Below are 20758 nucleotides of genomic sequence, written 5' to 3'. Positions count from 1 at the left end.
TGCTTTGCAGATTGCACTCACGACATATTGACCGAAAATATCAGCATCTTAGCTATACAAGGAGATAAATAACCGTCCTCCGCCTGTAAAACAATGTATTTATTAATGAAAGCTCTCTTCTTCTATCGATAACGCATAGCGTTTATATTCCATATCCGCCTTTAAAATGTGCTGTGCAAGCCAGTTATAAAGAAACATTGCCACTTTATGGTGTACATCAACATCATAATTAGCCAATTTTTCTTCGAGTAGATTAAATTTTTTTCTTAATTCGCCGTGCTTTTCTATATGATCTTGAGTATCAGGGTAGTTTATTTGCCTTAATAAATTCTCTTCTGCATCAAAGTGCATATCAATATACAAGGACAAATTTTGATACAGCGCTACCGCGCCTTTTTTATTATCTTCATGTAAAAAATCATTCACCATAGTAAAAAGTACTTTGTGCTGCTCATCGAGTTCATCATTACCTACAGAGTATTCAGGAAGCCATTGAATCTTTGTTTGATCTGCGGTTTTCTGATGAAAAATGATTCCTGACGGATCACTTATAGCTTTATTAACACTTTGTAAAATAGAACTTTTTTTAGATGGCTTTATAAGGTAATTATTTAAACCTAATGGGATCCATTGTTTAATAACCAACTTATCTCTGTCATGAACATACGCAATAATCGGAACACTATTACCCTCTGCACGAATTATTTTAGTTATTTCTACACCATTTAATGTTGGTAAATCATAAGCAAGTAGCACAGCGTCAGGTTTGAATTTATTAATTTTGTCCAGTGCCTCTTGCCCATCATTGACTAACTCATATAGAAGCGTATCCTCAAAGATTTCTTTAATTACTCGGGTAAATAAATTAGAGGGCTCCGCAATAAGTACTTTTTTCTTGAGCGTTTGTTGTTTCTGCTGATGTGCAGTTAATAAGCCCGATTTACTTTTTAATGTCTGCTGCAACCGTTCTTGCTTTATTGATTGATTGTTTAACTTTAAACGATTTAATTGATCTACTATATTTTGAATACCACTGGCGATATTTTCATTCATTTCTTCGAGCGAAATACCAATTAAACGCTGCAACACTTCCGCAGCTTCTTTATCATTAGTTAGTGCTTTATTCGTTACCGATAACAGGTCTGCTTCACACTTATTAATTTTTTTTATGAAAGATTTTTTTAATGCAACACCGTGCTCTATACATGAAGCTAACTCTTCTTCACCTTCCGCCTCAAGTTGCTCTAAGCTATTGTTGTGATGAGTCTCCATTAACTTTAACTCATGCAATAACACTAATTTTAAACGGTGAGGTTCGTTCAACGGGTTAGTGATAACATAGTTATCAAACAAACCATTTTCACAGGCTAAATATGCACGTGCCGTTTCACGATTATTAATTAATAATATTGCGCTATGCGGTGATATATTTTGCTCATAATCTTCGAGATAATCGATATAAAATTTTATTGTTTTCTTCACATTGCTTGAAGCTAACAATAAAACTTTAGGGCCCATTGCCGCTATTTGATGGATTGTTTTAGGATTATATTTATAGGCTTTAAACTTCAGCGATAATTCAATAATTTGTTGAATAGCAGACTCAACTGTTTCCTTGTCTTGATAAATCATGACAACGTCAGGGTGAGGGGAAATATTTATATTTTTCATCGCTTATTTAGCTTCTTTAATACTAGTTAAAAATACACTATTAATATTCAATAAATATCAACTTAGCTATCAACTTAGTTATCAATTTAGCATGTTGAAATTCAATGCTAAATTGCAATATGATAATTATTATTAAGACTAGTCGTATTATTTCAAAAAGCAATAATAGGTACTATTTTTACGTTAACTGTATAACAGAGTCTAATTGAACATTTAGTAAACATTTAGAGCTTAACGTAACAACATTACCACTTTGAATTTTAGTGGGAAATAAACGAAAAAACATTATTTCAAACGTAGTATTTATTGTGTCAATAAATGAGTTAATTCGTTGATCTACTTTAGGTAGCTAACGTATACTCAGCTAAATACGGACAGACGTTCAACATACCGCAGAGGCAGCTATGAAAAATATTAAAATGAAAACAATTGTATTTATGATCTCAGCTTTAACTATTGGTAATTTAAGCGCTCATGAATATATATTCCCTAAAAATGGTCAGTCTGCCGAGCAGCAGCAAAAAGACGAATATGCTTGTTATAGCTGGGCGGTAAGTCAAACTGGTTTTGATCCAACTAAAGTTCAAGCCGCAGCTCCTGTTGCTGCACCTGTTCAACAAGAGCCACAAGGACCTTCAACTGCGGGCTCAACGGTAGGTGGCGCTGCTGCTGGTGCTACCATTGCAGCTATTGGTGGTCATGATACCGGTAATGGCGCAGCTAAAGGTGCTGCAATAGGTTTTCTTGCAGGCAGAATTCGTCACCGAGAAGAAGCAGCTCATGAACAAGCTGAAGAACAGCAAGCTGAACAAAAAGCTGCACAAGCGCAAAAAGCATCAAATGCGCAAGTGACTGACTATAATAAAGCACGTAATGTATGCTTAGAAGCTAAAGGTTATACCGTTAGTAATTAAAGTATTGATTTTAAAATAAAAAAGGCAGTTAACGTAATATGCGTTAACTGCCTTTTTTGATTTTGTGATAACGTTAAATCAATTTAACATAACTTTATAACGTTAAATCAATTTAACATAACTTTAACGTAACATAGTAAACCAACCCATAAGCATAGGTAGTAAAGGCATAAAAATCAATACGGTAAGAATTGTAACTAAGTTTAGTACTGAGGTAGAATCTTTAAAATCTTCATCATGGTTTGACATGGTTTAGTTTCCTATGCAAAAGTAATCGCTTAAAAATATGGTGCACATTTTAGCCGATAACGATAGTGATAAACAGTAAAAATTGATCTAGCGCAAAAATGCAGTTTTTTAAATTTAGTTTCAAGAAACTTTGACAATAAAAAGCCTGACAACTATTCCCTATATAAGCATCCATATAAGGCTTCAATTGTCAGGCTTTAATAATAATATTTAGAAGACTATTACTTACTGCTTATGTTAATAATATTCATCTTCTTTATTGTGTGCTTGTGGGTCTTCAATAATCTCACTTATATTCACTTCAAAATTATTGTTGTTATTAGCATCAACCATATAAATAGTATGTGTTGAGCCATCAACCCAAGTAACAGTACCACTGCCTTTTTTACTGCCACACTTCATGCCGATATGAATATCCATGAATTCCATAAGCCCTCCTTAATCCTTAATTTAAAGCTGTATACCTTGTTGAGCGTTACCGTACAACATTTAATTACGTTTATTTTTTAACCACACTCTAATTAATTATAGTCTTGACTTGGACGATTACTAGTTAAATTTTTTATATTTATCGAATTTAATAAACAAGTTTAGCTAAGTAATTATTATATATAAAAAAGCTCTGTAAAATATATTTTAAGTTTTTTTGGGAGTGCTTGAATGATTAAAGTTGGCTTAGTGATAGCTCAAAACAGAGGTTATTAATATTCACCAGTAAAGGTGAACATCAAAATAACTAACCTACTCTTGGGGATAATTACATTGTAAAGTATAACGATATCAACTGTTTGCACTAACGCATCTACAATAACTTTAGTTATTGGACGTTTCCTGAACGAAGGAATACGAATAAATAAGGCTGTTGTAGCACTTTGCGTATATCGAACTCAGGTTAATTATACTAAAAACTCATTACCTAATGTACAGCTCGCACTAGCTCCAGTAACTGCAGGCATATTACTATTAAGTTTATGATCAAAGGCATAGGCAAGCCATGCGAAAGCCATAGCTTCTAATTGATCACCATCAACACCTATTGAGCTCATTAATTTGACATCAAAACCTGATACATCGTTGTTAAAATTTAAGCACAAGCTGTTAACTAAATGCGTATTATGTACTCCACCACCACATAAATAAACCTTGCCTCGATTAGCAAGATTAGTAATATCTTTATAAATACTGCTTACGGTAAAAGCTAACAAGGTTGCCTGCACATTAGCCGCATCAAGTATTGGGCCGTTGTTTTGCTCATTACTTTGAAAAGCTGTTAATTGCTGCTCTAACCAAGCAAGATGAAAATACTCTCTACCTGTACTTTTAGGCGCTACAGTTTGTATGTATTCATCTTGCATAAACTGGTTAAGCAACGCGGGAATTATAATTCCTGTTGCCGCCCAAGTACCGTTTTTATCAAATTTATCAGCACTGTTAGGATGATTTTTTATATACCAGTCGTTAAGTAAAGCATTGCCTGGTCCGGTATCAAAACCAAGTACTAATTCTTCTACGCCGGCTGATAAGCTAGGCAAAAAAGTAACATTAGCAATGCCGCCAATATTTACCACAAAAACAGGACTTGTCGCTTGCTCAAATAACTGCTGATGAAAAATAGGTACAAGCGGTGCACCTTGACCACCTAATACCATATCTTTACGACGAAACTGACCAATAACACGAATACCCGACAAGGTTGCAAGGGTTTGGCAACAACCTATTTGTAAAGTAAATGGATTAACTTTTGATATAAGGCCACCACTAGGGCGATGACGAATAGTTTGCCCGTGATTACCAATAGCAATAATGTCTGCCGGTTCAAGCTTTTCTTGGTTAAGTAACGCAGCAATAGCTTGAGAAAATAATTGTGCTAATTCGATATCTAAATGAAAAGCACGATCAATTTCATTATGACCCGGTTGATAAAGAGAAGTGACCTTAGTGGCTAACTCTTCATTATAAGGATGATAATAACTAGCAACTAAGCGTGCTTTATTATCATGGGTTGTAAAGTCAACAAGTGCTAAATCGATACCATCAGCACTAGTGCCTGACATTAAGCCAATATAATATTTTCCACAACTTTTTTGAGTGTTAGTAAGGCTCGTCATGGTTTATTAATTTACATCTTGTGTAGATGAAAGCGCACTTGTAGCACCTGATAAAACTTGTAATCGTTTAGTTGCTAATGTCTCAAATTCGGCTTTGTACTCTTTATCAATCGGTCGAGCATCGGGTAATTGAACGGTACGCGGATTACGATGAACACCATTTAATAAAAATTCATAATGTAAATGTGGTCCTGAAGCTAAACCTGTGGCTCCCACATAACCAATAGTTTGCCCTTGTTTTACACGCTGCCCTTTTTTTACTGCACGTTTGGAAAAATGTAAGTACTTAGTGACTATGCCATTACCATGCTGAATAAAGACATAATTACCATTATATTTATTATAAGTAGAGTCGGTAACTTTACCGTTACCTGCGGCAACTACTGGAGTGCCAGTTTTAGCGGCGTAATCAATACCTCGATGGGCTTTCCATTTTTTTTGCACTGGATGAAAACGTTTTGGTTTAAAGCTTGAGCTAATGTATTTAAAATTTACTGGTGCACGTAAGAAGGCTTTACGCATACTGCGACCATCAGAGCTATAATACTCCCCATCACTAAAGCGTATCGCTTGAAACACTTCACCTTGGTTAATAATTTCTGCGGCTAAAATATTACCAGGGCCAATATATTCACCGTCAATATACTTTTTTTCATAAGTCAGAGAAAAGCTATCGCCGGATCGTATATCCATACCAAAATCCATATCCCAACCAAAGATATTGGCAAAGTTAATAATTTGCGTATCGTTTAATCCTGCACTTATACCTGCATTCCAAAAACTAGAGGTAATAGTTCCGTAACTAATATCTTCACGTATCTCAACTTCTTTACTTTCACGATGTGATTGATAGCTATCGCCAACTAAATTAATAAATAATGTATCGGTTTTTGATAAGGGGTATTCAAGTGCGGTTAATTGTTTGGCTTCATTATTAGCGATACGTAATTGATCGCCCACATTTAGTCGTCGCAATAACTTACTGTCTTCACCTTGTGCAGTGCTTACCGCATAGGTTGTTTGCGCACTAAAGCCTAAGCGCTTAAGTATTAATGCTAATGAATCACCATTTTTCACGGTTATCGTTTGCCAGTTTAGGTTAGCTAGCGCCGCGACTGAATCTTGTATTTTGGTTTTTTTCTCTAAATTATCTGTGGCTATGCTGCCAACTTCTTGAGAAATAACAGGCTCTTCTAATGACGGTAATTGCCCTATAGCCTCTTTACTGTTTTTAGGTGTTTTAGCTCTAACCGGGGGTTTAGTGCTTTGTGGAAAAGCATCGTGTGTTGCCATTGCTTCTGCCGGCACAAATTCATCTGGTAATGCAACTTGAATACGTTTACCTACTTGGTTATTGCCAGCATTGTTATCTTCTGTTGACGAAGATTTGTCACTTGAAGGGATTATAAATAACAATAATAAGAAACAACTGATGCCAATAATAATGAAGCGATGTTGCTTTGGTAAGTTCTGGAAGGTTTCTAACTTCGGTAAATTTCGGAAGGTTGTTAGCTTCGGTAAACTTCGGAAGATTTCTAATAGTTTATTCAAAAAGGTAAGGCTCGAAGATTTCATAACAGGAAAGTAAATAACTACAAATTTAGATAATCTAATAACTATATCAAAACTATTTATAAACTACATGCAAACTATATAAATAATAGCGCTATAACGGGCTAATAGAGCCACCTAACCCCATAAAATTTGTAAACAAAAGTAAAACTATATGTTAAAAATTTCAAATTAGTCCCTAAGTAAAAATATTACTTCTATACTCAAACCTATTACACAACAACTCTATACACAATAATTAGTATTACGATAAAGGAACATCATGAGTACATTAGCCAGTTCTACCGCCTTACGCCCCGATTTAGATTGGAGCCAACTCAAAAAAACCATTTTAATGTTAAATCTTGCTGTTGCTCAAATTGACGAGTCGATGAACGAAGGAAATTCTTCAGTTGAAACACTTTCCCACTCGTTCACTTCATTAGCACCGAATTTAAGTGACATTCAAGCCTCTATTGTCAAAATGAAAGATTCGGATGGCGATACAACCGATAATATAGAACAACTAAAAACTGTTATTGAGTATTCAACAACTAGCGCATTAAGTAAAATTCACTCTGCGATTATTGCCTTTCAATTCTATGATAAGTTAACTCAGCGTCTTGACCATGTAAGCCAAAGTTTAAGCTCCTTAACAGCCTTAATATCAAACCCTACCGCTATTTATTCACCGGTAGAATGGCGAACATTACAAGTCTCAATTCGCAGCAAATACACTATGGAAGAAGAACGAACTATGTTTGATAACGTAATTGCGGGTGTACCAATTGATCAAGCATTATCACTTTTTCGACAAGCCATGTTAGAACGCAATAACAACGAAGAAGATGATATAGAGCTGTTTTAGCTTATTGGTTTTACATAAATAACCTGAGATCAGGTTAAATACACAAGTAAAATAACAAAGAGCTATTACCTAACCTCGTTAACTATCATTCGCTGCTATGTCCTATGAGTAGCGATTAATCATCAAGATCTCGACTTCTTTACTAAAAAAGCCATTATAAAGTTTTATCCCGCCTGCAAAGTGCAGTAGAATTCAAATATTAAATATTATTAACTTAGTCATAATAGCGATATTAATAGCCATTTTAACTGAACTCTACAATTTCAGTTGGAATGGCATACGCTACTCATTTTGTGTTTCCTTTAATTAAACACGCGTCTAAGTACAAAGCCATATCAGTGGAGTCATAAATGACCGATGTTAACCAAGCATTTGCCGAGCTTAAACGCGGCGCAGAAGAAATTTTAGTTGAAGAAGAGTTATTAACAAAACTTAAAACAGGCAAGCCGCTTAAAATTAAAGCGGGTTTTGATCCTACAGCGCCAGATTTACATTTAGGTCATACCGTTTTAATTAATAAATTACGTCAGTTTCAACAGTTAGGTCATGAAGTTATTTTCTTGATTGGTGACTTTACTGGCATGATTGGCGATCCAACAGGTAAAAACGTTACCCGTAAACCGTTAACCAAAGAAGATGTATTAGCTAACGCTGAAACTTATAAAGAGCAAGTATTTAAGATATTAGATCCTGCTAAAACTACAGTTGCCTTTAACTCTACTTGGATGGATAAAATGGGTGCGGCAGGTATGTTACAACTTGCTTCTCGCCAAACTGTTGCTCGCATGATGGAACGTGACGATTTTAAAAAGCGTTACGCTAATGGTCAAGCTATTGCTATTCATGAATTTATGTACCCGTTAGTACAAGGCTGGGATTCTGTAGCTCTTGAAGCTGATGTTGAGCTGGGTGGAACCGATCAAAAATTCAACCTACTCATGGGTCGTGAATTACAAAAATCTGAAGGTCAACGTCCGCAAACTGTTTTAATGATGCCATTACTTGAAGGCTTAGACGGCGTACAAAAAATGTCTAAATCTTTAGGTAACTACATTGGTATTACTGATAGTCCTACCGATATGTTCGGTAAAATCATGTCAATTTCTGACGTATTAATGTGGCGTTACTACGAATTACTAAGCTTTAAACCACTAGCGGTAATTGAGAGCTATAAAACGGATATTGAAAACGGTAAAAACCCACGTGATGTGAAAATTGATTTAGCAAAAGAGCTTATTGCCCGATTTCACGATGAAGCTGCTGCACAAGCGGCACATGAAGAGTTTATCAATCGTTTTCAAAAAGGTGCTATGCCCGATGAAATGCCTGAGCTAACTATAACGGCTGAAAATGGTGAAATAGCGATTGCTAACTTACTAAAAGAGGCTGGTTTAGTAGGCAGTACATCGGATGCGTTTAGAATGATCAAACAAGGTGCGGCTAAAATTGAAGGTGATAAGATTACCGACCGCAGCTTAGTTGTTAACGCAGGAACCACTGCCGTTTACCAAGTAGGTAAGCGTAAGTTTGCTCGTATTACCGTTAACTAAATAATTTAAAGGTTAGTATAGGAACGATCACCACGGTGGTCGTTTTTTTTTTGCTATAAATTAATATCAACTAGTTTGTACTCATGCATCTACAAAAGTTTTAGTTATTGCCCTTCAAGGCGAGAAAACGGATAAATAAGGCTGTTGTAGCACTTTGCTTATCCCTAACTCAGGTTAACTAATAATCATTTGTTTTATTCCATAATTAAGGTAATGTAAGGTAAAGTAATTTGCACACGGATAGCGCGACAATGATTATCTTTTCATTTTTATTACTCAATCTGAAAATCAGCTTAAAACGTCTATTCAATTTAGCTTTCATTGAGTTAACACCACTTAATAACGCCCATCTAACGACGCAAACTCAGCATAAGTTCGCTAAATATATTTTATTCAACAATAATCTATCCACTAACCGTTTAACTAATTACTACCTAGCTAATCATTACCTGAACAATAACACCCAACTAATCCAACTACATGAGGTTGTATATGCTTAATCACGCTCAAATAAAACCACATTCTAAACGCTTTAGTGCAGTAAAACCATTGTCGCTTAGCTTAGTCACTCTTAGTTTACTTTGCTCTATAAACGCTTATAGCCAACAAGCTGAACAGCAAACAGACCAAAAACGTATTCAAAGCTTAGAGCAGCGCTTACAAGAACTAGAGCAGCAAATTCAAAAACAAGGCTTAACAAATACTCAGGATACCATCGAAGAAACAAGCATAGAAAACGACATCATATTGATAAATATGCCACAAACCGATCAACGAGCGAGTCATGAATTCGCTGCCCCAGATAAAAGTATTAAGCTAAGTAATAGTGATACAACGCTACAACTTGGTGGTCAAATTTGGTTGGATGCTATGTATAACAATGGCGAAATGACCAACCGTGCCGGCTTTCAACCCTCTTCAATCGCCTATGAAGAGAATGTGGTGAAAGACGATACCTTACTCACTGTTGGTCAATCTAAATTTTCATTGAAAAGCTATACACCAAGCGTTTATGGTCCAATAACTACACTTTTTGAATTTGATTTTTTCAATCCTGATGGCGATGCAGGTTTTCATTTAACTCAGTTGTGGGCTGAAGTTGGTGACTTTGGTGCCGGCCAAACTTTCACCGGTTTTATGGACATAAAATCATTCCCCAATGTTTTAGAGTATTGGGGACCTAACTCTATGGTGTTTGTACGCCAACCCCAAGTACGTTACAACACGGCGGTAAGTAAAAACGGCCGTATTATATTTACGGTTGAAAAATCATATAGTGATTTTGCTATTCCATCCTCAGTTAATGTTGGAAACGACGCTTACAACAATGATAACACTAATGAGTTACCTGACATTACCGCGGCTTATTTACATAGTGGTAATTTTGGTTACATAAAATCAGCAATGATATTACGAAAACTCGGTTATGAAACAACAACAGCCAAAGACTCCACCATAGGCTGGGGTGTTAATGTATCAGGGCTAATTAACGTACTTGAAAAGGACTCAATTCAATATCAATTTATTTATGGTGAAGGTATTGGTCGTTATGTTAATGACACTTGTTGTAGTTATTACAATGGAGAAACTGGTGGTGTTGATGCGGGTATAGATCTCAGTGGCAATTTAGTAGCTATTCCTGTTGCAGGTGGTTTCGCATACTACAACAAACAATGGGCGCCCAAATGGAGTAGTGCGATTGGTTACAGTTATTTAAAAGTTGATAACCTTGACACACAAAAAGCCCTTTCGATTAAAGACAGTACTTACACAAGTGTAAACGTGATTTGGTCTCCAACGGTGCAAGTAAAAACAGGTGTTGAGTTTCAGTATGGTGATATACAAAGTAAATCTACTTATGAAGCAGATGATTTTAGAATTCAAGCTTCTGTCGGTTTTAAATATTAATAAGGAATTTATATAATGAAATTAAGTAACTACGCAATCATTAGTCTACAAATATTGGTCTTGGTTTTTGTAAGTCCACTACATGCAAAAGCGCCACAAACAGCACAAATTCAAACTGTTTTAGATGACGCTTACGGTAAGTTTATTCAAAAAAACCCCGGTAAAAACGCAGATTATATTCCAGCACTGGCTAAAGTAGACTCAGCTTATTTTGGTTTAGCTTTAGTAACACATGACGGTAAAGTTTATACCAAAGGTGATGTTGACCAGTCTTTCTCAATTCAATCTATTTCTAAAGTATTCACTTTAGCCTTAGCCATGGAAGAAAAAGGTTCACAAACTATTCTTGATAAGGTTGGAGTTAATGCAACAGGTTTAGCCTTTAATTCAGTTACCGCTATTGAACAAAACCCTGCGCGCAGTGTTAACCCATTAGTGAACGCTGGTGCGATGGCCACGGTAAGTTTGCTTGATGGTAATGATGACAAAACTAAATGGTCAGCACTTTCAGGTTGGTACAATACATTTGCTAACCGTAAATTAAGCGTTTTAGAAGATGTTTATAAATCAGAAACCGATACCAATAGCCATAACCGTGCAATTGCCGAATTATTAGTGTCTTACGACAGATTTTATGGTGATGTAGACTTAAATCTCGATATTTATACTCGCCAATGTTCGGTTGCGGTTACAGCTAAAGACTTAGCCGTTATGGCCTCTGTATTTGCTAATAATGGTGTTCATCCATTAACAGGAAAGCGCATAATGAGCAGCGATAATGTTGCCCGTGTATTAGCCGTAATGACTACAGCAGGTTTATATGAAGACAGTGGTCAATGGGCTTATCAAGTTGGTTTACCTGCTAAAAGTGGAGTTGGTGGTGGTATTATTGCCGTATCTCCTGGTCAGTTTGCCGTTGCCGTATTCTCACCTCGACTTGACGCTGCCGGTAACAGTATTCGTGCACAACAAGCTATAGACTATATCGCTGAAAAACTGCATGCAAATATATTCTAAGTGCTGGTTCTAGCTACTAGCTCAAATTAATAATGCCTTTTATGTACAAAAGTACAAATTTTAAAATATAGACTATAATAATTACGTAACAGTTTTCTGGTGTACCTCTCCCAAGCCAGAAAACAAAAAGCCTGTCTTTTCGATATATTGAAAGTACAGGCTTTTTTATGTTTTGAATTCAACCGTTTGTTAGATGCCTTTCATAAGACCTTGCATTGCTACTTTTATCTGAAAATTAAACTCATGCACCTCAATGCGTATTCCGAACAACAAATTTTTATTCGAGAGCGAGGCTTTCACAAAAAAATGTTATGATCCTTTTAATTACTGTTTTAGATAAATTTTAAAGAATTATTACCTTGTTTGTCGTGTCTAAAATCATTGTTCGCCCATTCACTAATTTATTAGTTGCTTTAGTGTTTTTCCTGATCCTTCACGGGCAACAATTATCTGCGCAAGAGTACCTCATATCGCCCGCTAATAACTTACAAGATGTTTTAGATAACAGCCAAGATGGTGATGTTATTACCCTAAAATCAGGAGTGTATTTTGGCAATTTCATCATTGAAAAACAAATCACCTTACGTGGCGATCCGTCAACTCCAAAAAATAATAAAGCGGTGATTATTGATGCACAGAATATTCGACATGGTTTGTGGCTCAAAAATTCTAATATTACGATAGAAAACCTCACGATTATTAATTGGGGTGATGATTTAACTGCGCAAAATTCTGGTATTTATTCGTCCCATAAAATAGACGACTCCCCTGCATTGAATATAACTATTCTTCATAATTTAATAATAGGTGATGGCTTTGGTATCTGGTTAGAACAAATAGATAACTCTACAGTTAGCTATAACCGTATCAAGGGAAATCTAGCACTATCTTCAGCTGATAGAGGTAACGGCATTCAAATTACCAAGGGTATGAACAACCATGTTTTTCATAACGAGATCAGCGAAACACGTGATGGTATTTATATTATTTCAAGCGAAAATAATATTATCGAACAAAATACAGTGCACCATTTACGTTACGGCGTACATTACATGTATTCTGAACACGACTCATTAATAAATAATATCGCTTACCAAACCGATGCAGGATATGCCTTAATGAGCTCTAATCATTTAACCGTAACGGGGAATAAAACTTTCAATAGCGAAGATTATGGTTTCTTGCTAAATTTTCTTACCGAGTCAACGTTGAACAACAACCACATTAAAAATGTTTGGCCGAATCCAGGAAAAAAAGCACAAGGTAGAGAGGGTAAGGGCTTATTTATCTACAATTCTAGTTTTAACACCCTCAAAAACAATATTATTACTAACGCAGAAATTGGTATTCACCTTACCGCCGGCTCTGAAAACAGTAAAATATTTAATAATAGTTTCATTGATAATCCTACCCCAGTTAAATATGTGTCTAATAACAAACAACATTGGAGTCATAACCACAGCGGTAATTACTGGAGTAATTATTTAGGCTGGGATATAAACAATGATGGTATCGGCGATACCGTTTTTGAACCAAACGATAATATTGACAAGCTTGCTTGGCAGTACCCTGAAATGCAGGTGATTATAGACAGTCCCGCTATTTTGATTTTACGTTGGATACAAAGACAGTTTCCAGTACTTAAACCACAGGGAATTAAAGACAGTTACCCGTTGATGAACCCTCCTGTTATCACAGTAAATCAGGATAGTACAAGCCTAAAGGATAAATTATGAGCACTCCGCTAGTATCACTTACCAATGCTGGTAAAAGTTACCAACAGCTCGATGCATTGAAGTCAGTCACTATGGATTTAAATTCAGGCGAAGTGATGGGTTTATTTGGTCATAACGGCGCAGGTAAAACCACCCTAATGAAACTCATTTTAGGAGTTATCTCGCCTAGCTTTGGCAAGGTAGAGGTAATGGGTAGGGCACCTGATTCAAACGCCGCTTGGCATAATCGAAGTAAAATAGGTTTTTTACCTGAAAATGTGAGCTTTTATGATCATTTAACTGGGTTAGAAGTATTAAGTTATTTTGCTAAGTTAAAAGGCTTTGCTAGCAGCAACGCTAAAAAACATGCCGTAAACTTACTTGAACAGGTAGGGATAACTCACGCGATGAAGCGTCCTGTTAAACACTATTCAAAAGGCATGCGTCAACGATTAGGTTTAGCGCAAGCCTTTATCGGTGAACCTAAATTATTATTACTTGATGAGCCAACTGTAGGATTAGACCCAACAGCAACCCACGAGTTTTACCGCACGGTTGATCAATTAAAGTCTAACGGCTCGAGTGTTATTTTATGCTCACATGTTTTACCCGGTGTTGAGCAACATATTGACCGAGCTATGATCTTATCTTCTGGGGAGTTGTTAGCCATAGGGGCGCTGACAGAATTACGCCAAAAAGCAGCATTACCTGTTACCATAACAACATCTGGCCTTAATAATTTTTTAGTTAATAACAAAACACTTCAATGCTTTTTAGCCGCAAACAGCACTTCAACTCTATTAGTACCTGCACAGGAAAAGTTGGCGGTATTGCAGCAATTAGTAAACCATGAAAATTTAACTGATATACAACTAGAAACAGCAAATTTAGAGCAGGTTTATCAACATTTTTTAACCGAGCATGAACTCGTAAAACAAAAAAATGAAAACAGCCTGACTGAACAAGGTAATTGCTAATGAATCAAATATTAACAGTTGCCTCTAAAGAGTTTTACGATGGTTTACGTAATCGTTGGCTTTTTTCTATCACACTTATTTTTGCCTTATGCTCCATTGGTTTAACTTATTTTGGCGCTGTGGCATCCGGTGTTGAAGGAGTAACTTCACTATCAGCAACCATTACCAGTTTAGCCAGCTTAACCGTTTTTCTCATTCCACTTATCGCCTTATTACTTAGCTACGATAGCTTTGTTGGCGAACAAGAAAGCGGTACCCTGTTATTGTTATTAACCTACCCATTAAGTAAAAACCAATTGTTACTCGGTAAATTTATCGGACAAGGGAGTATTATCGCGCTAGCAACTTTACTTGGTTTTGGCTCATCAGCGATATTATTGTATTTTCAACTAGGTGATATAATAGTAATCAAAAATTTTTCAATATTTATTGTTAGCGCTATTTTATTAGGTTTAAGCTTTATCGCTATTGCCTACTTAATAAGTTTATCGGTCAATGAAAAATCAAAAGCGGCAGGAATTGCCTTGATTACTTGGTTCTGCTTTGCACTTGTTTTTGATTTGGCCTTATTGGCACTACTTGTTGGCTATGATCAAGGCATGAGTCAAACAGCTTTAACACAATTAATGATGCTAAACCCTACTGATATTTTCCGTTTAGTGAATCTATCAGGACTGGATACTAACGAGGTTAACGGCGCACTTGCGGCGGCTCTCAATTTGGGATTGTCGCAAGGTCAGTTATTTAGCATATTACTTGCTTGGGTTGCTTTGCCTTTAGCCCTAGCTCTCTTTATTTTCGACAGGAAAAAACTCTAATGTTTATTTTATTTCAACGCGTAAGTTTTATTACTCGAACCTTATTTACTGGGCTGCTCTTACTCATTTTGTCAGCTTGTTCAGATAACCCAGCACAACAAACCTTAGTACATAAAGCCGCAGCTATTGAAAATAGCGATCAATGTCACTTATGCGGCATGTTAATTACCCGCTTTGATGGCCCTAAAGGTGAAGTGTTTCGAAAAGAGCAAGGCGATAAAGTTTATAAGTTTTGTTCTACTCGCGATATGTTTAGTTATTACTTAGACCCTGAAAATACGCGTAACGTTAGCCAAATGATGGTGCACGATATGAGTAAGATGCCTTGGGGTGCTGACAGTATTGACGATAAGTATTTTATTGACGCTAAAAGCGCTTGGTATGTAACAGGCTCTGAAAAGAGAGGGGCTATGGGTAAAACTCTGGCAAGCTTCAGCTTACAAAGTGACGCCCAAGCATTTGCCGAACAGTTTGGTGGTGATGTACTGAGTTTTGACGCGATAAACCAAGATAGTTTACGTTAACATTTCAGAACTATAGGTTTAGGTCTAGGTTTTAACTTGGGTTTAGACTTTAACTTAAAAAATATAGAATAAAATACAGGTCAAATACTCATAGCATTTGACCTGTCACTTAGCTAACGCCTATAGATTACATTTGCTCTACGCGATAGCCTTGCGCTTTCAATAATGATAAAACACTATTGTTACCCACTAAATGAGCCACTCCCACTAAAACAAATTCACGGTCTTTATCAGTAAACATTGTATTAATATCTTGCACCCAATTTTTATTACGATCGGTGAGCATTAGCTTTAAGGTTTTTGGATCGTCTTCCATAGGCTTAATAGCTAACTTATTTAATTGTTGTGCATTACCACTTCGCCATGCGGCAATAAGCCCAGTAAATAAATTTTTAAAGTCTTTCATTTGTTTCAGGTTTGATTCAATGAACTTGTTTTCATTGCCTATCCCCATATTGGCAATCATATTCATTTGAAATTCAGCGGTTTCAAAATAGGCAATGGCTTTGCCATCTTTCATTGCTTGCTTACTATAAAAATTATCAACCCCTTCACCTGCTAAACCAGCTCGCTGTACTTCTAATACAGTTAGCATAGTTACCAGAAAGCCGGGTTTAAATTGTTGAAGCATTTTTAAATCAGCACCTAAGCTAGCGACATATTGATTTAATTGCTGATAAGTATTTTTAGAAATATAATCACTAATATTCTTGCCATTGCTATAACTCATTTGCTGCATCATCTGAATTTGCGCAGCAAAATCACTTTCATCTGGTAATTTAGCTTCTAAAACTATACTGTCACTATCTTTATATGCTTGCTCAAACTCTTCCGGCAATGGAAATTCAGCAAGTGGTAAAATGTGAACTGTTCCGCCAATATAAATATAATTATTGCCCTTACTTACTTTCCATACCGATGATTTTGCCCATACGTTAGTACTGAGTAAACTAACTAATATTGTTAGTGTAATGAAAGTTATTTTATTGATGGCGTAGTTCTGCATGGATGTCCTTAATTTGTTTTTTAACTTATTTTTATAGGTGTGATAATAGATGTGATAAAAGTTATTATCGATTAATTTAACTAACTGTTCATCATATTTAAACCATAAAGGCTAGCGTAAAACAAACCTTGTTGGTAATCAGTAAAAGTTGGTCAATAAATTACGCTCTTTTAGCGAATAACTCAAAAGTAAATTAGTTTTCAGCTTTTACTATTAAACAAACAGGCTTCTTGTTAGGCTAGCTTTTTCATTTAACTTAACATCTTGTGTTTAAATTTATCTTTTCCGTCCTCATTACCATAATTAAATCTCTAGTTACCTGCGTATTGTTATTTAATATTTTTGCTTGTAGCTCGACTAGTTATGAGACCGTTTATGACGGTCGTTTTGATTTTGCACAAGTAAAAAACTATAGCTTTTATAACAACGATTCTGACTTTTTTAACAGCCAAAGTCTTGATTATGCTCAACGTAGCCGAGTTGAGCTCGCAATTGAAAGAAGTATGAATGAGCAAAGGTTTAAATACAGCAAACCTGAACAAGCCGATATTATTGTCACTTATCATTTTGTGAATAAAAAATACAAAGATTATCTAGCGTACAATAAGATAGTGCTGTTTTGTTCGCATTGTTTAAGAGCGAGTACTTGGATTAGCGAAAATCAAAACTGGACGGTATTTAGTGATGCTCTAATTATCGATCTAGTTGACCCAAAAAACCATCGCTCTATCTGGCGAAGTATTTATCCGTTAAATTACCAAGTACAAGATAACAGTCAAAAACTTAACGAAAAAATTATAAATGCAGTAGACACTATGTTGGCACAATATCCGAAATAGCCTCGATAATATCGCTATTATTAATGTTCAATTCATATCAAAAAGCGCAAAGCTAATTATTTTTCAGTAATACCTATTCAATCTGTTATTACCGTTTTATAATACTCAATTCAAATACCATAAGATAATTATTTATATATGAACTACCCCGATGACGAAACAGGCCAAGTATTAGCCGAGATGCACCAAGCAGGTATAGACTTGAGCCAATCACATGAGGTGGTATTTTTTCATCTATTTGAAAAAGAAAGCCAAGCTCAAGCAATGGTTGACTATCTACAAGCCAACCTTCCTAAGGTAAAAAGTAACTTACACCCAGATGAAACGCCTAATGTATGGGACGTGGATTGCACTGTAATAATGACGCCATCATATGCTGCCATCATTGAGCAGGAAGAGTCTTTCGAAAAAATTGTAAGTCAGTTTTCTGGTTACAGCGACGGCTGGGGGATTGAAGCTTAATTACCGCTTCAGCTTAGAATTCATGCTTCAATTTTATTTTAAAAAATACAAAATGTATGTGGCTATAGCAGCTCAGTCTGTTGCCTTATATTTATGTGAACGACACGGTGAAACATTTAATAAATATCGTCGCTTTTTCACGCAAATGATCATTAATAGCGTTGGCGCCAAGGTAAAACTTAATGGCGTTATTGACGAAGATACCGATATTTTAATTATTAATCATCAAAGTATGTTTGATATTTTCTCGCTCGAACAAGCAATAGGTAATGACATTCGCTTTATTGGTAGAACAGGAATTATGGATGTATGGCCTGTATCTCGTATTGTTGATGTAGTAGGCCACATTACCGTTGATCAAAAAGACAGTCGCGCCATTATTAAACTATTGAAAGACGTGAAAGTTTGTAAAGGAAAGAAAGTGGTTATATTTCCTGAAGGCACACGCTCACAATCAGGAAAAATCGAACCATTTGAAGCCGGTGCTAAGTTATTAGTTGAAAAACTAAAACTTAAAGCGCAACCTGTTGTTATTAAAAATATACTAGACGTGTATAACGAGTCAGCAAAAACAGCAAAATCTGGCACGATTGAAATAGAAGCCCTACCGCCTGTAGTTATTACTGACGGATGGTATGATCAAATTCAATTACAAATGAATGAAACCTTCGTTAAAAAGTAACGGTTTAAGGTAAAGTATTGTTGCTTCAACACAGCCAATATACTTTACCTGAATAGCTTATCTTAAATAACCCACTTTAAAATAAGACCCGTTAACTGATCTGTACCAAGGCTACTTAGTACTACAGTTCAGCCGTTTCTTCTGCTTTATTAAATGAGTCTATGAAAGCCTGCAGCCCAGATTGAACAAGTTCATAGGTTTTATCGATAGTAGTAGATACTTCACCCTCTAATACATTTAAACCGTCAAGTATCTCTTTGGCTTCTCCGAAGCCTTGTTCAATACCACCACGAATTATCTCAACAAAGCTATTTAAAGACTCTTCTTCGCTCATATCAGGGTTTTGTTCTCTATAAGCGCTTAAAAACTGAGTACTGAACGAGACTATACGTTCAGCGGTTGCTTCAGGGCTATAATCAACGCCTGATTCCGCAGCATCTTCAACACTAGCAAAATTATTTACTTTACTATTATTTGTATTATCTTTCGTTACATCTGCACCTTGCAGTGCTTCGTTAATACCTTGCAGTGCTTCGTTAATACCTTGCAAAGCTGTTTTTAACACCAAAGATAAAGGTTTATCGCCAACGCTATCACTAAATTTTAAACTGGACTCGATAATAGAAGCATTAAGTTGTTTTTTAACGGAAACAGAAATAGGTTCTTGTAACTCACCAATTTTTTTATCTTGCTTTGCACTTGACACTTCTTGGCCGGTAGAATTATTGTCAGATTTTTCAGGCGTTTTCGTGGCTGTTCTAACACCTTGATTAACGTTAGTATTTGCTGTAATTGAAGGGTTCATAATAATAGCTCAACTGATTAAAGTTCAAATCAAAAAGCGTTAAAGATAGCTCTTTAACGCCCTTCGATAAGAGTAACGGGTATACGTACTTTATCGGCACTAAGGCATATTACTTAAGCTTAAACCATATAATAAATGTTTGTATTTTGCACAGCTATTTAACCTGAGTTCGGGATAAGCAAAATGCTACAACAGCCTTAATTATCCGAATTACTGCGTTGCGAAAGCTCCCAATAACCCGTTATTGGCTTCGCTTTCCCGCCTTGCACTACGAATAATTAAAACTATTGTAGATACGTGAACACAAATAGTTGATATTGTTATACTTTACAATTTCATTATCCCGAACTCAGGTTATTTATTATTTTGATTCTTCATTGTTTGAGTTTTGTTTGTTGGCATCATCGGTATTCGAGTCGTGACTAGGTAAATCAATTAAGTGGAACGCAGGTAAAGAAAGGTGCCAGTAAATAGCGGCTAAACGCAAGGTTAATGCTGCCGTTACCGCAACCATCATGGCAGAAATCTCACTCCAACCAAGCCAATGTAACAATACATATAAACTACCGCCTAATATTGCCGCTAGTGCGTAAATCTCTTCACGTAAAATCATCGGAATTACATTACATAACACATCTCGAATCATACCGCCGGCAATAGAGGTGATGGTGCCTAGTACAACAGCGACAGGTATCGGCGCACCTAAATGAAGTGCTTTCTGCGTGCCGACTACGGCAAATAAAGCTAAACCAAGCGCATCGGCAATTAATAAAAAACGTTTAGGAATTCGTTTTGGCTTACTAATTATAATGATGGTAAGTAGGGCGGTAGCTAAAATAACGTAGAGATAATAAGGTTTTACTACCCAGAATACTGGCGTTTGTAAAATAACATCACGAATAGTACCGCCGCCTACTGCAGTAACTGAAGCTAATACCACAACACCAAATGGATCGAGTTGATACCGCCCTGCCATTAACGCTCCCGAAAGAGCAAAGACGATAACGCCAAAGATATCTAAATAGAATAATAATTCGTACATGGTAATAACCGCTTTACAGCAAAAGTGAAATTAAAAAGTTCTGGATTAAAAC

At 36.0% G+C, this 20758-nt stretch carries 20 protein-coding genes; 12 read left to right on the top strand and 8 right to left on the bottom strand.

The genetic code is table 11. From position 1 onward, the window contains the following. Positions 1-102: 102 nt before the first annotated feature. On the bottom strand, positions 103-1671 hold the full coding sequence (locus CWS31_RS00245; RefSeq protein ID WP_101343160.1) for a bacteriohemerythrin: 1569 nt from the start codon (positions 1669-1671) through the stop codon (positions 103-105). A 404-nt stretch (positions 1672-2075) separates the two neighbouring features. On the opposite strand from CWS31_RS00245, the gene CWS31_RS00240 reads away from it, so the two are divergent. Continuing rightward, complete coding sequence (locus CWS31_RS00240) at positions 2076-2585, top strand: hypothetical protein (protein WP_101343159.1); 510 nt, start codon at positions 2076-2078, stop codon at positions 2583-2585. Between the two features lie 123 nt (positions 2586-2708). Here CWS31_RS00240 and CWS31_RS17890 read toward each other — a convergent pair whose 3' ends face one another. The 4 genes from CWS31_RS17890 to CWS31_RS00225 form a co-directional block, all read right to left on the bottom strand. Continuing rightward, positions 2709-2834 carry a hypothetical protein gene (locus tag CWS31_RS17890; protein ID WP_281286814.1) on the bottom strand — a complete coding sequence of 42 codons (126 nt, stop codon included), beginning with the start codon at positions 2832-2834 and terminating at the stop codon, positions 2709-2711. Positions 2835-3071: 237 nt separating this feature from the next. Then, entirely contained in the window at positions 3072-3263 is a 192-nt protein-coding gene (locus CWS31_RS00235; RefSeq protein WP_101343158.1) for a hypothetical protein, read from the bottom strand. Positions 3264-3730: 467 nt separating this feature from the next. Beyond that, a complete protein-coding gene (locus CWS31_RS00230; RefSeq protein WP_101343157.1) occupies positions 3731-4942 on the bottom strand; it encodes an anhydro-N-acetylmuramic acid kinase in 1212 nt (403 codons plus the stop codon). A 6-nt stretch (positions 4943-4948) separates the two neighbouring features. Further along, positions 4949-6517: a peptidoglycan DD-metalloendopeptidase family protein gene (locus CWS31_RS00225; RefSeq protein ID WP_101343156.1), complete on the bottom strand. Its 1569-nt coding sequence runs from the start codon at positions 6515-6517 to the stop codon at positions 4949-4951. Between the two features lie 259 nt (positions 6518-6776). Here CWS31_RS00225 and CWS31_RS00220 point away from each other — a divergent pair, with 259 nt between their 5' ends. The 8 genes from CWS31_RS00220 to CWS31_RS00185 all read left to right on the top strand — a co-directional run bounded on the left by CWS31_RS00220 (position 6777) and on the right by CWS31_RS00185 (position 15870). Next, positions 6777-7361 (top strand): hypothetical protein, encoded by a 585-nt coding sequence (locus CWS31_RS00220; protein ID WP_101343155.1) that lies wholly within the window; start codon positions 6777-6779, stop codon positions 7359-7361. 350 nt (positions 7362-7711) lie between these two features. Then, on the top strand, positions 7712-8911 hold the full coding sequence (gene tyrS, locus CWS31_RS00215; RefSeq protein ID WP_101343154.1) for a tyrosine--tRNA ligase: 1200 nt from the start codon (positions 7712-7714) through the stop codon (positions 8909-8911). A gap of 492 nt (positions 8912-9403) precedes the next feature. After that, a complete protein-coding gene (locus CWS31_RS00210) occupies positions 9404-10819 on the top strand; it encodes a DcaP family trimeric outer membrane transporter (RefSeq protein WP_101343153.1) in 1416 nt (471 codons plus the stop codon). Between the two features lie 15 nt (positions 10820-10834). Then, the gene (glsA, locus tag CWS31_RS00205) at positions 10835-11836 is read left to right on the top strand and encodes a glutaminase A (protein ID WP_101343152.1); all 1002 of its coding nucleotides are present in this window, start codon (positions 10835-10837) and stop codon (positions 11834-11836) included. Positions 11837-12204: 368 nt separating this feature from the next. After that, a complete protein-coding gene (nosD, locus tag CWS31_RS00200) occupies positions 12205-13572 on the top strand; it encodes a nitrous oxide reductase family maturation protein NosD (RefSeq protein WP_246143284.1) in 1368 nt (455 codons plus the stop codon). After that, on the top strand, positions 13569-14528 hold the full coding sequence (locus tag CWS31_RS00195; protein WP_101343151.1) for an ABC transporter ATP-binding protein: 960 nt from the start codon (positions 13569-13571) through the stop codon (positions 14526-14528). Before nosD ends, CWS31_RS00195 begins: the two co-directional genes overlap by 4 nt. Next, positions 14528-15346 (top strand): ABC transporter permease, encoded by an 819-nt coding sequence (locus CWS31_RS00190; RefSeq protein ID WP_101343150.1) that lies wholly within the window; start codon positions 14528-14530, stop codon positions 15344-15346. Before CWS31_RS00195 ends, CWS31_RS00190 begins: the two co-directional genes overlap by 1 nt. Beyond that, positions 15346-15870 carry a nitrous oxide reductase accessory protein NosL gene (locus tag CWS31_RS00185; RefSeq protein WP_101343149.1) on the top strand — a complete coding sequence of 175 codons (525 nt, stop codon included), beginning with the start codon at positions 15346-15348 and terminating at the stop codon, positions 15868-15870. Before CWS31_RS00190 ends, CWS31_RS00185 begins: the two co-directional genes overlap by 1 nt. A 127-nt stretch (positions 15871-15997) precedes the next feature. Here CWS31_RS00185 and CWS31_RS00180 read toward each other — a convergent pair whose 3' ends face one another. Next, a complete protein-coding gene (locus CWS31_RS00180) occupies positions 15998-16876 on the bottom strand; it encodes a TraB/GumN family protein (protein ID WP_101343148.1) in 879 nt (292 codons plus the stop codon). A gap of 326 nt (positions 16877-17202) precedes the next feature. Here CWS31_RS00180 and CWS31_RS00175 point away from each other — a divergent pair, with 326 nt between their 5' ends. The 3 genes from CWS31_RS00175 to CWS31_RS00165 all read left to right on the top strand — a co-directional run bounded on the left by CWS31_RS00175 (position 17203) and on the right by CWS31_RS00165 (position 18859). Further along, complete coding sequence (locus tag CWS31_RS00175; protein ID WP_246143235.1) at positions 17203-17715, top strand: DUF4136 domain-containing protein; 513 nt, start codon at positions 17203-17205, stop codon at positions 17713-17715. Between the two features lie 138 nt (positions 17716-17853). Next, positions 17854-18177 carry a ribonuclease E inhibitor RraB gene (locus CWS31_RS00170; protein ID WP_101343147.1) on the top strand — a complete coding sequence of 108 codons (324 nt, stop codon included), beginning with the start codon at positions 17854-17856 and terminating at the stop codon, positions 18175-18177. A gap of 22 nt (positions 18178-18199) precedes the next feature. Further along, positions 18200-18859, top strand: coding sequence for a lysophospholipid acyltransferase family protein (locus CWS31_RS00165; protein WP_101343710.1), 660 nt, complete (start codon positions 18200-18202; stop codon positions 18857-18859). Positions 18860-18980: 121 nt separating this feature from the next. Here the strand turns inward: CWS31_RS00165 and CWS31_RS00160 are convergent, their stop codons facing one another. Further along, positions 18981-19664 (bottom strand): DUF5610 domain-containing protein, encoded by a 684-nt coding sequence (locus tag CWS31_RS00160; protein WP_101343146.1) that lies wholly within the window; start codon positions 19662-19664, stop codon positions 18981-18983. Positions 19665-20025: 361 nt separating this feature from the next. Beyond that, positions 20026-20706, bottom strand: coding sequence for a trimeric intracellular cation channel family protein (locus tag CWS31_RS00155; protein WP_101343145.1), 681 nt, complete (start codon positions 20704-20706; stop codon positions 20026-20028). Positions 20707-20758: the final 52 nt, after the last annotated feature.

Source organism: Colwellia echini (assembly GCF_002843355.2).
In the GTDB taxonomy this organism is placed as follows: Bacteria; Pseudomonadota; Gammaproteobacteria; order Enterobacterales; family Alteromonadaceae; genus Colwellia; species Colwellia echini.
Note: the sequence above shows the minus strand (reverse complement) of the source record. Positions and strands in the feature narration are given on the sequence as shown.

Coding starts and splice junctions, on each gene's coding strand:
- CWS31_RS00245 (WP_101343160.1), bottom strand. CDS start 1,671: ATGAAAAATATAAATATTTCCCCTCACCCTGACGTTGTCATGATTTAT.
- CWS31_RS00240 (WP_101343159.1), top strand. CDS start 2,076: ATGAAAAATATTAAAATGAAAACAATTGTATTTATGATCTCAGCTTTA.
- CWS31_RS17890 (WP_281286814.1), bottom strand. CDS start 2,834: ATGTCAAACCATGATGAAGATTTTAAAGATTCTACCTCAGTACTAAAC.
- CWS31_RS00235 (WP_101343158.1), bottom strand. CDS start 3,263: ATGGAATTCATGGATATTCATATCGGCATGAAGTGTGGCAGTAAAAAA.
- CWS31_RS00230 (WP_101343157.1), bottom strand. CDS start 4,942: ATGACGAGCCTTACTAACACTCAAAAAAGTTGTGGAAAATATTATATT.
- CWS31_RS00225 (WP_101343156.1), bottom strand. CDS start 6,517: ATGAAATCTTCGAGCCTTACCTTTTTGAATAAACTATTAGAAATCTTC.
- CWS31_RS00220 (WP_101343155.1), top strand. CDS start 6,777: ATGAGTACATTAGCCAGTTCTACCGCCTTACGCCCCGATTTAGATTGG.
- tyrS (WP_101343154.1), top strand. CDS start 7,712: ATGACCGATGTTAACCAAGCATTTGCCGAGCTTAAACGCGGCGCAGAA.
- CWS31_RS00210 (WP_101343153.1), top strand. CDS start 9,404: ATGCTTAATCACGCTCAAATAAAACCACATTCTAAACGCTTTAGTGCA.
- glsA (WP_101343152.1), top strand. CDS start 10,835: ATGAAATTAAGTAACTACGCAATCATTAGTCTACAAATATTGGTCTTG.
- CWS31_RS00195 (WP_101343151.1), top strand. CDS start 13,569: ATGAGCACTCCGCTAGTATCACTTACCAATGCTGGTAAAAGTTACCAA.
- CWS31_RS00190 (WP_101343150.1), top strand. CDS start 14,528: ATGAATCAAATATTAACAGTTGCCTCTAAAGAGTTTTACGATGGTTTA.
- CWS31_RS00185 (WP_101343149.1), top strand. CDS start 15,346: ATGTTTATTTTATTTCAACGCGTAAGTTTTATTACTCGAACCTTATTT.
- CWS31_RS00180 (WP_101343148.1), bottom strand. CDS start 16,876: ATGCAGAACTACGCCATCAATAAAATAACTTTCATTACACTAACAATA.
- CWS31_RS00170 (WP_101343147.1), top strand. CDS start 17,854: ATGAACTACCCCGATGACGAAACAGGCCAAGTATTAGCCGAGATGCAC.
- CWS31_RS00165 (WP_101343710.1), top strand. CDS start 18,200: ATGCTTCAATTTTATTTTAAAAAATACAAAATGTATGTGGCTATAGCA.
- CWS31_RS00160 (WP_101343146.1), bottom strand. CDS start 19,664: ATGAACCCTTCAATTACAGCAAATACTAACGTTAATCAAGGTGTTAGA.
- CWS31_RS00155 (WP_101343145.1), bottom strand. CDS start 20,706: ATGTACGAATTATTATTCTATTTAGATATCTTTGGCGTTATCGTCTTT.